The organism is Pseudoduganella sp. GW821-FHT12E03, assembly GCF_058807115.1.
Map to the genome: position 1 here is coordinate 379,213 of NZ_JBXAQJ010000004.1, position 13,027 is coordinate 392,239.

The 13,027-nt window shown below is 56.4% G+C and carries 16 protein-coding genes; 3 read left to right on the forward strand and 13 right to left on the reverse strand.

Annotated elements, in window-relative coordinates; all coding sequences use genetic code 11:
- Window positions 1-89: 89 nt before the first annotated feature.
- The 3 genes from rsgA to AC1RRC_RS12560 all read left to right on the forward strand — a co-directional run bounded on the left by rsgA (window position 90) and on the right by AC1RRC_RS12560 (window position 2,239).
- On the forward strand, window positions 90-1,151 hold the full coding sequence (gene rsgA, locus AC1RRC_RS12550; protein WP_493055807.1) for a ribosome small subunit-dependent GTPase A: 1,062 nt from the start codon (window positions 90-92) through the stop codon (window positions 1,149-1,151).
- A 142-nt stretch (window positions 1,152-1,293) separates the two neighbouring features.
- Window positions 1,294-1,659: a VOC family protein gene (locus tag AC1RRC_RS12555; protein ID WP_154371261.1), complete on the forward strand. Its 366-nt coding sequence runs from the start codon at window positions 1,294-1,296 to the stop codon at window positions 1,657-1,659.
- A gap of 16 nt (window positions 1,660-1,675) precedes the next feature.
- Window positions 1,676-2,239, forward strand: a complete 564-nt coding sequence (locus AC1RRC_RS12560) for a hypothetical protein (RefSeq protein ID WP_493055808.1) — start codon at window positions 1,676-1,678, stop codon at window positions 2,237-2,239.
- Here AC1RRC_RS12560 and AC1RRC_RS12565 read toward each other — a convergent pair.
- The 13 genes from AC1RRC_RS12565 to AC1RRC_RS12625 form a co-directional block, all read right to left on the reverse strand.
- Window positions 2,236-3,177: a hypothetical protein gene (locus AC1RRC_RS12565; RefSeq protein WP_493055809.1), complete on the reverse strand. Its 942-nt coding sequence runs from the start codon at window positions 3,175-3,177 to the stop codon at window positions 2,236-2,238. The genes AC1RRC_RS12560 and AC1RRC_RS12565 overlap by 4 nt on opposite strands.
- 57 nt (window positions 3,178-3,234) lie before the next feature.
- The gene (locus AC1RRC_RS12570) at window positions 3,235-3,657 is read right to left on the reverse strand and encodes a F0F1 ATP synthase subunit epsilon (protein ID WP_493055810.1); all 423 of its coding nucleotides are present in this window, start codon (window positions 3,655-3,657) and stop codon (window positions 3,235-3,237) included.
- Between the two features lie 102 nt (window positions 3,658-3,759).
- Complete coding sequence (locus tag AC1RRC_RS12575; RefSeq protein WP_493055811.1) at window positions 3,760-4,185, reverse strand: F0F1 ATP synthase subunit epsilon; 426 nt, start codon at window positions 4,183-4,185, stop codon at window positions 3,760-3,762.
- A 61-nt stretch (window positions 4,186-4,246) separates the two neighbouring features.
- Complete coding sequence (gene atpD / locus AC1RRC_RS12580) at window positions 4,247-5,647, reverse strand: F0F1 ATP synthase subunit beta (protein ID WP_154371266.1); 1,401 nt, start codon at window positions 5,645-5,647, stop codon at window positions 4,247-4,249.
- Window positions 5,648-5,676: 29 nt separating this feature from the next.
- Window positions 5,677-6,552, reverse strand: coding sequence for a F0F1 ATP synthase subunit gamma (atpG, locus tag AC1RRC_RS12585; RefSeq protein ID WP_493055812.1), 876 nt, complete (start codon window positions 6,550-6,552; stop codon window positions 5,677-5,679).
- A gap of 53 nt (window positions 6,553-6,605) precedes the next feature.
- Window positions 6,606-8,147 (reverse strand): F0F1 ATP synthase subunit alpha, encoded by a 1,542-nt coding sequence (gene atpA / locus AC1RRC_RS12590; RefSeq protein WP_493055813.1) that lies wholly within the window; start codon window positions 8,145-8,147, stop codon window positions 6,606-6,608.
- Between the two features lie 75 nt (window positions 8,148-8,222).
- Window positions 8,223-8,756: a F0F1 ATP synthase subunit delta gene (locus AC1RRC_RS12595; RefSeq protein WP_154371269.1), complete on the reverse strand. Its 534-nt coding sequence runs from the start codon at window positions 8,754-8,756 to the stop codon at window positions 8,223-8,225.
- 2 nt (window positions 8,757-8,758) lie between these two features.
- Window positions 8,759-9,229, reverse strand: coding sequence for a F0F1 ATP synthase subunit B (locus AC1RRC_RS12600; RefSeq protein ID WP_493055814.1), 471 nt, complete (start codon window positions 9,227-9,229; stop codon window positions 8,759-8,761).
- A 38-nt stretch (window positions 9,230-9,267) separates the two neighbouring features.
- A complete protein-coding gene (gene atpE / locus AC1RRC_RS12605) occupies window positions 9,268-9,549 on the reverse strand; it encodes a F0F1 ATP synthase subunit C (RefSeq protein WP_161024218.1) in 282 nt (93 codons plus the stop codon).
- 62 nt (window positions 9,550-9,611) lie between these two features.
- Entirely contained in the window at window positions 9,612-10,424 is an 813-nt protein-coding gene (gene atpB / locus AC1RRC_RS12610; protein WP_493055815.1) for a F0F1 ATP synthase subunit A, read from the reverse strand.
- Window positions 10,425-10,445: 21 nt separating this feature from the next.
- Window positions 10,446-10,814 carry an ATP synthase subunit I gene (locus AC1RRC_RS12615; RefSeq protein WP_493055816.1) on the reverse strand — a complete coding sequence of 123 codons (369 nt, stop codon included), beginning with the start codon at window positions 10,812-10,814 and terminating at the stop codon, window positions 10,446-10,448.
- Window positions 10,815-11,281: 467 nt separating this feature from the next.
- The gene (locus tag AC1RRC_RS12620; protein ID WP_493055817.1) at window positions 11,282-12,205 is read right to left on the reverse strand and encodes a ParB/RepB/Spo0J family partition protein; all 924 of its coding nucleotides are present in this window, start codon (window positions 12,203-12,205) and stop codon (window positions 11,282-11,284) included.
- 12 nt (window positions 12,206-12,217) lie between these two features.
- Entirely contained in the window at window positions 12,218-12,988 is a 771-nt protein-coding gene (locus tag AC1RRC_RS12625) for a ParA family protein (RefSeq protein WP_493055818.1), read from the reverse strand.
- Window positions 12,989-13,027 lie beyond the last annotated feature (39 nt).

Sequence of the window (13,027 nt, forward strand, 5' to 3'; positions counted from 1 at the left end):
GCATTCCCAGATTAAATCGGCTTCTTTGCGCGCTTGCGTAAAGGAATGTGCTTTTGCACGCCTGTCCGGCGTGCACGATGGGAAACATCATGTTATCTATTCAATTTGAAACGCTGCACCGTATCGGCTTTACCAACGCATTTTTTTCACAACTGGCAGCAATACCCGACACGCCGAATACGCGATTGATGCGTATTATCGAAGTCCATAAAGGCAGGCTCACCCTGCACAACGGCGAGCATCCCTGTTTCGCCCGTGTTTTACCGCGCCTGATCACCGCATTGGAAGAAGACGATTATCACTTGGCGGTCGGCGACTGGGTCATCGCGGAAAAGAATGTCTTGAATGAGTGGTGGATAACTTCACGGTTATCCCCAATAAATCATTTAAGCCGCCGCGCTTATGATGGCCGCCGGCAATCCGTGGCCAGCAATATCGATACGGCGTTATTGGTCATGGGCCTCGACCATGATTTCAATTTACGCCGATTGGAACGATATATTGCCATGGTGGCGGCGGCGGAAATCACGCCGGTCGTCGTATTAACCAAAGCCGATACCGTCAATAATGCCGGCGACCGCATAACTGAAACCATTAAACGCCTCAATCACCGTTATCCGGTACTCGCGGTCAATGCACTGGACAGCATGTCAGCGCAGCAATTAACGCCATGGCTGCACAGCGGACAAACCTTGTGCTTATTAGGATCATCCGGCACGGGTAAATCCACCTTGACCAATACCCTGGCCAATGCGGAACAGCAAACCGGCGCCATCCGCGATGATGACAGCCGGGGCCGCCATACGACAACGTCGCGTTCCATGCATTTTTGCGCAAGCGGCGCCTGCATTATCGATGCGCCGGGATTACGGACGTTACGGCCGGATGGCGATGATGACTGTATTCAGGCCGCCTTTGAAGAGATTGAACAATGGGCCGCGCAATGCCAATTTCGGAATTGCCGTCATGAATCAGAACCGGGCTGTGCGGTAATTCAGCATTGCGATCCGGATCGCGTCTTCAATTACCTCAAACTCATGCGTGATATGCACCGCATCCAGCAAACGCCGTTGGAAAGGATTGCTGAACGGTCGCGCTGGAAAGCCATCTTGAAATCCGCCAACGTACGCGGTAAGCAAAAGCGCGAATAAGCGTGGGCACTGCCCCGGAAGGCGCAACAGCGCCTTTCCGGGGTAAAATCCGCCTTTTCATGCCAAAAGTTAGCGCAATCATGCTGATTTGTGGTACAAGACACGGTAAACTGACTACCCCACCCCCATACCGGAGAACCCCATGGCTTTATCCCGCATTGGCCAGATTGCCTTGCCTGTTTCCGACGCCAACCGTGCCGAAGCGTTTTATGGCGGCGCCCTGGGTTTGAATAAACTGTTCCGTTATGGCGACCTGGTGTTCTTTGATTGTGCCGGTGTCCGTTTAATGCTGGAAGGCACACCCAAAACCGTGCAACCCGGCGCGGGCGTATGCCATTATTTTTATGTGGAACAAATTGAAGCCATGGCGGGCATTTTGAAGGCCCGCGGGGTGGAATTTGATGGCGATCCGCATTTGATTGCTAAAATGCCGGATCATGAATTATGGATGGCGTTCTTCCGTGACCCGGATGGCCATTTACTGGCACTGATGGAAGAAAAACGCTGAGAGGAATAGAAATATCATGCGCCGCATTGTTCGCCACATCGCGCCCCTTGCTGTATTAATGACCCTTGCCGCGTGCGGCAACGATTACCAGCCCGAGCAGCTATACCAGGCCACCACGCCGGAATGCAAGAAATGGGAAGACGGTTCGACATTTAAACTGCCGGAAAATATTACCGTAACGGCCACGCCGCCTTCCGCTCTGCCGGATGGCGGCGTGGAAATCAGCTTGATTTACCTGGTGCCGCGCGGTGCGATGGCGCAATTCACCAGCCGGTCCTTTAAAATCGGTGCGCCCAATGGGCCGGCCTTGACCAATGCGGAAATCGTGACGATTTATCGCCGTGGTACGGAAGGCCGTCCGGAAATTGTCGATGTGATTGAAGAAGTGCCGATTTTAATGACGGGCATAGGCACGTCGGATTTCACGCAATACCGTTTCCGTTTGCATTTCAAAGGGAAACTGCCGGAGCGATTTGATTTATTGTTGCCCGTCGTGAAAATAAAAAATGAACGCTATCCGGTACGCACGTTTACGTACCGGTATTTTGATGATCGTAAATCCTACGGGATGTGCAGTTAATTGGAAGCAGGCTGTGCAGCCTGCTTCAATTTGCCGACCGTTTCAATCACCAGCTGGCGCGCCTGTTTGCAATCGAGGTTCGCCAGTGTTTTCAAGTCGCGGGTTTTAGCGATATCGCGCGCCACCAGATAACCCATGTAATAACCCCGGCGCGGCGCCAGGCCCGTGCTGTCCTGTTTCATCATGAATAACGGCGCATACTGCGTGTCATCAGCGTTATCGAGCACCGTTTCCAGGTGCGCCAGCGATGCATATAACGTGGCTTTGACTTTCGGCAGGCTGCCTTCCGGGGAAGTCAGCAGCATTTCCGATTCCGTTGCATTTGGATTGAGCGCCTGGGACACATAGGTCGCCAATCCTTCCCGCCATAATGGCTGCCACATGCCTTGCCCATCGCATTCCGGCGCACGGGCATCGTGATGAATATGGAACAGTTCGTGGTGGAAAAAGGCGGCGTCATCGTTCGTGCCATGCATGGCCATCACATCGGCGCCGAAAATCAAGTAACTCTTGCCGTCAAATTCACGCGTGCCGCCATCCATTTCCCCCAGGGAGTGCAATAAATACAACGGCACCTGGGGCTGAAAGTCGGGGAAAGCCGTCGAGAACGTCGTCATATGGCGCGGCAAATCGGCCCCGAACCGGTCGATTTTGGCCAGATACGCCTGGCGCCGCGCGCCAAAATTCGCCAGGGCCTTGGCAATCCGCTTGTCCAAAATCGCGGTGTCGCCCTTGTAACGTTGGACACCATAAAAACCGGGAAATTTCGCGCCCACTTGCTGGTGAAACGCCGCCACTCGCTCCGCTTCCGGCATGCCCTGCGTGGCATCCCAGAAGATGACGAAATCGCGGGCCAGGTTGGTGACTTTCGGCGCCTCGGCGGCGTTACCGGCCAGCGCTGTGCATAACAGCAGGCTTATCAACAGCACACGTTTCATGTTTGCTTTCATTGAGTAAAAGCAAATTATGACACGCTGCCGTTATCAAAGAAACATTCAATGCCTGGCGCGCCAGCGGGCAATGGCCGCCAGTTGCGCCACCGCCACCGCCAGTTCCGCCTGCACTTTCGCATAATCGATCTGGCCGCTGTGCTGGGCCAATTGTTCTTCCGCGAGCTTGCGCGCTTCATTGGCGCGCGCTTCATCCAGGTCTTTGCCACGGATGACGGTGTCGGCCAGGACCGTGATATTGTCGGGCTGCACTTCCAATAAACCGCCGGCGACAAACAGGAATTCCTCGTCTTCGCTGCCCGGCTTTTGTATCCGTACCACGCCGGGGCGGATACGGCTGATGAGCGGCGTATGGCGCGGATAAATACCCAATTCACCCTGTTCTCCCGGCAGCACGACAAAGGTGGCGGGACCGGAGAAGTATTGGCCTTCGGCGGAGACAACATCAACGTGCAAGGTAGCGGCCATGGGGCTCCTGTAATGACAATGAATTTTCCACGATACTAAAGCAAACCAAAGCAAAAAGGCAGCCGAAGCTGCCTTTTTGTTACTGCCTGCGAACGCTGAAAATCAGCCGCGCAGTTGACGCAGTTTAGCGATGGCGGCCAGTTGGCCCACCGCTGCAGCCAGCTCGGCCTGCGCAGTTGCGTAGTCCATCGTGCCGGTGCTGTTTTCCAGGGCTTCTTCCGCCAGTTTCTTGGCGGCGTTGGCCTTGGCTTCATCCAGGTCCTTGCCACGGATCGCGGTGTCGGCCAGTACCGTCACGGAGTTTGGTTGCACTTCCAGCAGACCGCCGGCAACAAAGACGAACTCGTCTTCAGCCTGGCCAGCCACCTGGATACGCACCGCACCCGGACGAATACGGGTGATCAGCGGCGTGTGCTTTGGGTAGATACCCAGCTCGCCCTGTTCACCTGGCAACGCGACGAACGTGGCTTCGCCGGAGAAGATTTGCTCTTCAGCGGAGACCACATCTACGTGTATGGTATTTGCCATGTGTGTCCTATCGGGGATAAACGCTCCCGGAACACCGGGAGCGTCGCCTAGTCACCGGGAATTAACCCAGTTTCTTGGCTTTTTCGATTGCTTCTTCGATCGCGCCGACCATGTAGAACGCTTGTTCCGGCAGGTGATCCAGTTCGCCCGAAGCGATCATCTTGAAGCCCTTGATCGTGTCTTTCAGCGAAACGTATTTACCAGGCGCGCCGGTGAACACTTCAGCAACGTGGAATGGCTGCGACAGGAAACGCTGCATCTTACGAGCGCGTGCCACGGTCAGCTTGTCTTCCGGTGCCAGTTCGTCCATACCCAGAATTGCGATAATGTCACGCAGTTCTTTGTAGCGCTGCAGGGTGCCCTGAACAGCGCGTGCGGTTTCGTAGTGTTCCTGGCCAACCACCAGCGGGTCCAGCTGACGGGAGGTCGAATCCAGTGGGTCCACCGCAGGGTAGATACCCAGCGAAGCGATGTCACGGGACAGAACGACGGTCGAATCCAAGTGACCGAAGGTGGTCGCTGGCGACGGGTCGGTCAAGTCATCCGCTGGAACGTAGACGGCCTGGATCGAGGTGATCGAGCCGGTTTTGGTCGACGTGATACGCTCTTGCAGACGGCCCATTTCTTCGGCCAGGGTAGGCTGGTAACCCACTGCGGAAGGCATACGGCCCAGCAGTGCGGAAACTTCGGTACCGGCCAGGGTGAAGCGGTAGATGTTGTCCACGAAGAACAGAACGTCTTTGCCTTCGTCACGGAATGCTTCCGCCATGGTCAGACCAGTCAGCGCCACGCGCAGACGGTTGCCTGGTGGTTCATTCATCTGACCGTACACCATCGCCACTTTGGAGTTCTCTGGGTTTTCCAGATCCACCACTTTGGCATCGGCCATCTCGTGGTAGAAGTCGTTACCTTCACGGGTACGCTCACCCACACCGGCGAACACGGACAGACCCGAGTGCGCTTTAGCGATGTTGTTGATCAGTTCCATCATGTTAACGGTCTTGCCCACACCGGCGCCACCGAACAGACCCACTTTACCGCCTTTGGCGAACGGGCAAACCAAGTCAATAACCTTGATGCCGGTTTCCAGCAGGTCTTGCGACGGCGACAGTTCGTCGTACGCAGGCGCCACGCGGTGGATCGAAGCCAGTTGGTCGTGAGCAACAGGACCGCATTCGTCGATCGGGTTACCCAGCACGTCCATAATACGGCCCAGGGTGGCTTTACCCACTGGCACCATGATTGGTTTGCCGGTGTTCTGGATCATCATGCCGCGACGCAGACCGTCGGACGAACCCAGAGCAATGGTACGGACCACGCCGTCACCCAGCTGCTGTTGTACTTCCAGGGTCAGTTCCGAGCCTTCCATCTTCAGGGCGTCGAAAACCTTAGGCATCGCGTTGCGTGGGAACTCAACGTCCACCACCGCGCCGATACACTGAACGATTTTGCCATCAGCCATGTTCGTTCCTTCAATATAGTTAAATTCGTTTAAACCGCAGCCGCACCGGCAACGATTTCGGAGAGTTCTTTGGTAATCGCGGCCTGGCGGGTCTTGTTATAGATCAGCTTCAGTTCGCCAATGACGCTGCCAGCGTTATCGCTAGCGGCCTTCATTGCGACCATACGCGCCGATTGCTCGGACGCCAGGTTTTCCGCCACTGCCTGGTATACCAGCGCTTCAATGTAGCGCTCCAGCAGTTCGTCGATCACGGTTTGCGCATCAGGCTCATAGATGTAATCCCACTGGTGGGTATTGGCATCCGCCTTGATTTTGTCGGCCGGCAGGGGCAGCAACTGCTCCACCATCGGCTCTTGCTTCATCGTGTTGATGAACTTGGTATAGCACAGGTATACGGCGTCCAGTTTGCCTTCCTGGAACTTCTCGAGCACCACCTTGACGGGGCCGATCAGTTTTTCCAGGTGCGGCGTATCGCCGATCTGCGTTGCCTGAGCAACCACAGAAACGCCGACGCGATTCAGGAACCCCAAACCTTTGTTACCGATTGCTACCGCTTCAATCTTGTTGCCCGCCGCTTCCAGCTCGCGGGCCTTGTTCGTCACCTGGCGCAGAACGTTGGTGTTCAAACCGCCGCACAGACCTTTATCGGTCGTGACAACGATGAAACCAATTTTCTTGGCCTGGTCGCCCTTGGCCGAAGCCAGGAACGGGTGCGTGTATTCCGGATTGGCGGAAGCCAGATTAGCGGCGATATTACGAACCTTGTCACTGTAGGGACGGGCGGCGCGCATACGGTCCTGCGCTTTGCGCATTTTCGATGCGGCGACCATTTCCATCGCCTTGGTGATCTTCTTCGTATTCTCTACGCTCTTGATCTTGCCACGTATCTCTTTGCCTACTGCCATGAGTCCTTACTCCCTTGTACGCGAGAAAGGCGGCCTATTGGCCGCCGATCCGCTTAGAATGCGCCGGATTTCTTGAAATCAGCAATGGCAGCGGCCAGCGCAGCTTCGCCGTCCTTGTCCAGTTGCTTGCTTTCTTCGATCTTGGCCAACAGGGCAGCTTGCTTGGCTTTCAGGTGGCTGTGCAGGCCGGCTTCGAAGGCCAGGACTTTCTTCACAGGCACGTCGTCCAGGTAGCCTTTGTTCACGGCGAACAGCGATGCACCCATCAGGGAGATCGACAGTGGCGAGTACTGGGTCTGCTTCAGCAGTTCCGTCACGCGCGCGCCGCGGTCCAGCTGCTTACGGGTCGATTCGTCCAGGTCGGAAGCGAACTGCGCGAACGCAGCCAGTTCACGGTACTGTGCCAAGTCGGTACGGATACCGCCGGACAGGTTTTTGATGACCTTGGTCTGAGCCGCACCACCAACGCGGGACACCGAGATACCTGCGTTAATCGCAGGACGGATACCGGAGTTGAACAGCGAGGTTTCCAGGAAGATCTGGCCGTCGGTAATCGAAATCACGTTGGTTGGAACGAACGCGGAAACGTCGCCAGCCTGGGTTTCAATGATCGGCAGCGCGGTCAGCGAACCGGTCTTGCCTTTAACGGCGCCGCCGGTGAAGGCTTCGACGTAGTCGGCGTTCACGCGGGCTGCGCGTTCCAGCAGACGGCTGTGCAGGTAGAACACGTCGCCTGGGTACGCTTCACGGCCTGGTGGACGGCGCAGCAGCAGCGAGATTTGACGGTAAGCAACTGCTTGCTTCGACAAGTCATCGTAGACGATCAGCGCGTCTTCACCGCGGTCGCGGAAGTATTCGCCCATCGTGCAGCCGGAGTAGGCCGAGATGTATTGCATTGCAGCCGATTCCGAAGCGGTCGCGGCAACAACGATGGTGTATTCCATCGCGCCGTGCTGTTCCAGGGAACGCACGATGTTTTTGATGGTCGAAGCTTTTTGGCCGATGGCGACGTAGATACACGTCATGCCCTGACCTTTTTGGTTGATGATCGCATCAACTGCCACAGCCGATTTACCGGTCTGGCGGTCGCCAATGATCAGCTCACGCTGGCCACGGCCGATTGGTACCATCGCGTCGATCGACTTCAGGCCGGTCTGCATAGGCTGCGACACGGATTCACGGGCAATAACGCCCGGTGCGATCTTTTCGATTGGCGAGGTCAGCTTGGCTTCAACTGGACCTTTGCCGTCGATCGGCTGGCCCAGCGCGTTCACCACTCGGCCGCGCAGTTCCGGGCCGACTGGCACTTCCAGAATACGGCCGGTGCACTTGACGGTGTCGCCTTCCGAGATGTGCTCGTAAGCACCCAGAATAACGGCGCCGACGGAGTCACGCTCCAGATTCATTGCCAGGCCAAAGGTGTTGCCAGGGAACTCCAGCATCTCGCCTTGCATCACATCGGACAGACCGTGAATGCGGCAGATACCGTCGGCAACGGAAATTACGGTGCCTTGATTGCGCACTTCAGCGCCGCCATCAATGCCTTGGATCCGGCTCTTGATCAGCTCGCTGATTTCAGATGGGTTGAGTTGCATACTAACTCCTAAATGTTTTCTCTCCGCTTGCGCGAGGGTATGTGGTCTGCCGGCGCTGCCGCCTGATCCCGTTAATTACGAGGTCAGGGCGGTACGCATCTGCTGCAGCTTGGCGCGTACCGAAGTGTCCAGCACTTCGTCACCAACTACCACACGCACTCCACCGATCAGCGATGGGTCCACGGTTACGTTCGGGTTGAGCTTGCGGCTGAATTTCTTTTCCAGCGTCGCGACCAGCTCGGATACCTGTGCTGCGCTCAGTTCGAATGCGCTGATAATGTCGGCATCGGCTGCACCTTCCGCGCTGTTTTTCAACAGGGCGAACTGGGCGCCGATTTCCGGCAGCAATTCGATACGGCCATTGGCCAGCAGCATATTCAGGAAGTTGTTGGCTTCCGGCGTCAGCGGCGATTTCAGCAGAGATTGAATGGTGGCGGCGATGTCGCTATCCGAAACTTTCGGATTGCGCGCGTATGCCAGCACATCGGCGTTTCCGCCGACCTGGGCCATTTCGGACACCAGGTCGGACCACGCAGCGAGGTTGCCAGCTTGAGCTACGCGGAAGAGGGCTTCCGCGTAAGGACGGGCGACGGTTGCGATTTCAGCCATGATTACAGCTCAGTCGCCAGGCGATTCAACAGGTCAGCATGCGCCGACGCCGTTACTTCGCGCTTCAGGATTTGCTCGGCGCCTTTGACAGCCAGGTCAGCCACTTGAGCGCGCAGTGCTTCGCGGGCCTGGGTGATTTGCTGATCGGCTTCAGCTTTGGCGTTCGCGACGATGCGCTCGGCTTCGGCTTTGGCATTTGCCTTGATTTCTTCAGCTACCAGTTGCGCGCGCTTTTCCGCGTCGGACACCAGCGTTGCGGCTTCGTCACGGGCGGTGGACAAGGCTTGGGCGGATTGCTTTGCAGCGATTTCCATCGAAGCCTTGCCCTGGTCGGCGGCAGCCAGACCATCGGCGATACGCTTGGCACGCTCGTCCAGCGCACCGTTCAGCGCTGGGAAGACGAATTTCATCGAGAACCAAACGAGCACCGCGAAGGTGATCATCTGGCCGATGAGCGACATATTAATGTTCATGCCTTGCTCCTAAAAAGTTTCCCCGGTTGGAGCGGTTATTACTGAGCAACAGCAGCGGTGATAGCGGTCAGGAACGGGTTGTTGAACGTGAACAGCAGAGCAACACCAACACCGATCATCGAGATCGCGTCCAGCAGACCAGCGATAACGAACAGTTTGGTTTGCAGTTGTGGCATCAGTTCAGGTTGACGTGCCGAAGCTTCCAGGAACTTGCCGCCCAGGATAGCGAAGCCGAGTGCGGTACCGATGGCGCCCAGGCCAATGATGATTGCTACGGCCAGAACGGTCATACCTTGTACTTGTGCGATCAGAGCTTGCATTAGATTTCTCCTAATTTAAAAAAAACGAAAGATACGAAAATTACAAATCAAAAAGTTGTTGATTAATGCTTCTCAACCGCAAGGGCCAGATACACAACCGTCAACGCCATAAACACAAAAGCTTGCAAAGTTACAATCAGAATGTGGAAGATTGCCCATGGACCACCCAGCAGCCACTGTGCCCACCATGGCAGCAACGCGATCAGGATGAAAATCAGTTCGCCGGCATACATGTTGCCGAACAGTCGCAGCGACAGCGAAATCGGCTTGGCCAGCAGTTCCAGCATCTGGAAGGTGAAGTTCACAGGCGCCAGGACGATGGCGGCAATACCGTGGGCGTGGAATGGCGCGGTAAACAGTTCTTTACCCCAGCCGCCTACGCCTTTGGCTTTGATCGAGAAACCGATGATGCACAGCATGACGCCGATCGACATGCCGAACGTGTGGTTCACGTCAGCGGTCGGGACCACGCGCAGCTTGTAGACGCCGAAGAATTCCAGCACTTTCGGCAGCAAGTCTACCGGCAGGAAGTCCATCGCGTTCATCAGCCAGACCCACACGAAGATGGTGATGGCCAGTGGGGCGATCACGTTGCTCTTGGCGTGGAAAGCGGAATTGACGGTGTCGTTGACGAGTTCCATGACCCATTCAACGAAGTTTTGCAGCTTGCCTGGTACGCCGGCCGTGGCACGGCTGGCAGCGAGCTTGAAGATACCGAGGAAAATCAGGCCCAGGATGGCCGAAATCCAGAACGTATCCAGGTTGATGGAGTTCGTGGTGACGACTTCACCAGCGGAGTTCAGGTGAGACAGGTGGTGCTGAATATACTCTGTGGCGTTAGCCGGGGCCGCGTGGCCCCCGTGTTCAGTGGTCATAGTGTCTTCAGATTTTGTTAATTAAACTGCTAGCAGCGCGAACCAGTATGCGAGGGTCGCCACCGCAAATCCTAGAATCAGCCAAACTGTGCCGGCCGACGAAAACAACACGAGGGCGCCCGCGAACAGGATTGCTGTTATTAAAACCTTTACCATTTCGGCACGAAAATGCGTGCGGAAAGCTTGTTTCGCGTCATTAGTTCCGCGCATGACAATAATCGCGTACACCAGACTTCCGATGACCGCGATTGCTCCGCCGATGGCGGCAGACCAGCCGTTCGCATGGCTGCCAAAGAATCCGGTGGCGGCCGAGAAAAAGACGGCGATTGTGAACTGCAGGGCAACAACTTTAAACACGGGCCGGGCAACGGTTTGCGTTAAATCACTCACTTGCCAGGTTCCCAGAGAAAGCGTATACAACTAAAGACACAGGATTATATTAGGAATTTGGCTAGCCGGTCAAACGAAGATGCACCGATTTGGGGGGTTTTGCTGTCGGAACGCGACGGATTTGCAGCGGGTTTAGAGGAGTTGCACCAACTTAGCGATCCATGTGCGCGCTATCAGCGGCGATTTTCATAGGATTTTGTTATCTGTTCCGGCGTTTATCGGCGACTCTTTATATAGAGTATGGTTATAACTGAGCGTGATGATGTTTCCTCAGGAGAAAGATAATTTTTGATATAAGGGGCAACGAAAATCGTCATTTCTGTGATTTTGTTGCTTTTTATATACCCTGATACAAATTTTTACGCTTTCGCGATCCATGAAATTTTCGAATGGCTCTTGAAAAAAGGCCCGTGATGTAGATCATCACGGGCCTCGTATTTTTACGGTACAGCGTGCCGGGCAAAAACTCAGGCCGTTGCGCCGCGCAACCGTGCCAGCACACCATCGAGCACATCGAGGTCGGCGAAATCAATCACCACCTGGCCTTTCCCTTTGGCGCCCATCTTGAACACCACCGGGGTCGCCAGCGCATCGGACAACTCTTCTTCCAGGCGCAGGATATCGCCGGACTTTTCCCGCACCGGACGCTGTTCGGCCGTTCCCGCCGCTTCTTCCACCGTGCGCTGCACCAGCTTTTCGGTTTCGCGCACGGACAGGCGCTTGGCGATCACCAGGTTGGCCAGCGTGATTTGCGAGGCGGCATCGACCGCCAGCAACGCACGGGCGTGGCCCATGTCGATATCGCCAGCCATCAGCATGGTTTGCACCGGACCGGCCAGGTTCATCAGGCGCAGCAGGTTCGACACGGCGGAGCGGGACCGGCCCACGGCATTGGCGGCCTGTTCATGGGTAAAGTCGAATTCGTTGATCAGGCGGTTGATGCCTTGCGCCTCTTCGAGCGGATTCAAGTCTTCGCGCTGGATGTTTTCAATCAGCGCCATCGCGGCGGCCGTGCGGTCATCGACGTCGCGCACCAGCACCGGCACCTGCTCCAGACCCGCCATTTGCGCGGCGCGGAAGCGGCGTTCGCCGGCAATGATTTCATACTTCATCTTGCCGTTGCTTTTGCCGCCTTCCTTGCCGACCGGACGCACCAGGATCGGTTGCATGATGCCCTGGGTTTTGATCGAGGCGGCCAGCTCCGTCAGGCCGGTTTCATCCATGCGGGTACGCGGCTGGTATTTGCCGGGCTGCATGACGGTGACCGACATTTCCTGCGTGGTGTGGCCGTTCGGGCCGCCGGGGTTGGAGGCCGGGTTGGAGGGATCGAGGTCGCCGCCCAGCAGCGCGTCCAGGCCGCGGCCCAGACCTTTGAGTTTCTTGGTTGCCATATTGATTTGTCCTTACATCTTCTTGATGCGCTTGATCATTTCCGCGCCGAAAGCGATATACGCTTGCGCGCCCTTGGAGCTCGGGTCGAACGTCACGCCCGGAATGCCATAAGACGGCGCTTCGGCCAGGCGCACATTGCGCGGGATGATGGTCTTGAACACTTTGTCGCCAAAATGCTGTTCCAGCTGGGCCGATACCTGCTGCGACAAGGTCATGCGCGGATCGAACATCACGCGCAGCAGACCGATGATCTTCAAGTCCGGGTTCAGGTTGGCGTGCACCTTCTTGATGGTGTTGACCAGGTCCGACAAGCCTTCCAGCGCGTAGTACTCGCACTGCATCGGAATAATCACGCCGTTTGCCGCGCACAGGCCGTTCAGGGTCAGCAGCGACAGCGCCGGCGGGCAGTCGATCAGCACGAAGTCGTACTCTTTATCCACAGCGGCCAGCGCATCTTTCAGGCGGCGCTCGCGGTTGTCCAGCTCCACCATTTCCACTTCGGCGCCGGCCAGTTCGCGGTTCGACGGCAACACGTCAAAGCGGCCGGCTTCAGAACGCTGGCGCGCCGTGGCCACGTCGGCGTTGCCGAGCATGACTTCATAGGTGGAGGCGGTCAGGCCGGCCTTGTTGATGCCGGCGCCCATGGTGGCATTGCCTTGCGGGTCCAGGTCCACCAGCAGCACGCGCTGCTTGAGTTTGGCCAGTCCCGCGGCGAGGTTGACTGTCGTGGTGGTTTTACCCACGCCGCCCTTCTGGTTTGCTACGCAAAAAATTTTGGCCATGAATCTTCTAGTTATCTCTCAAATGAGCTATACGATTTA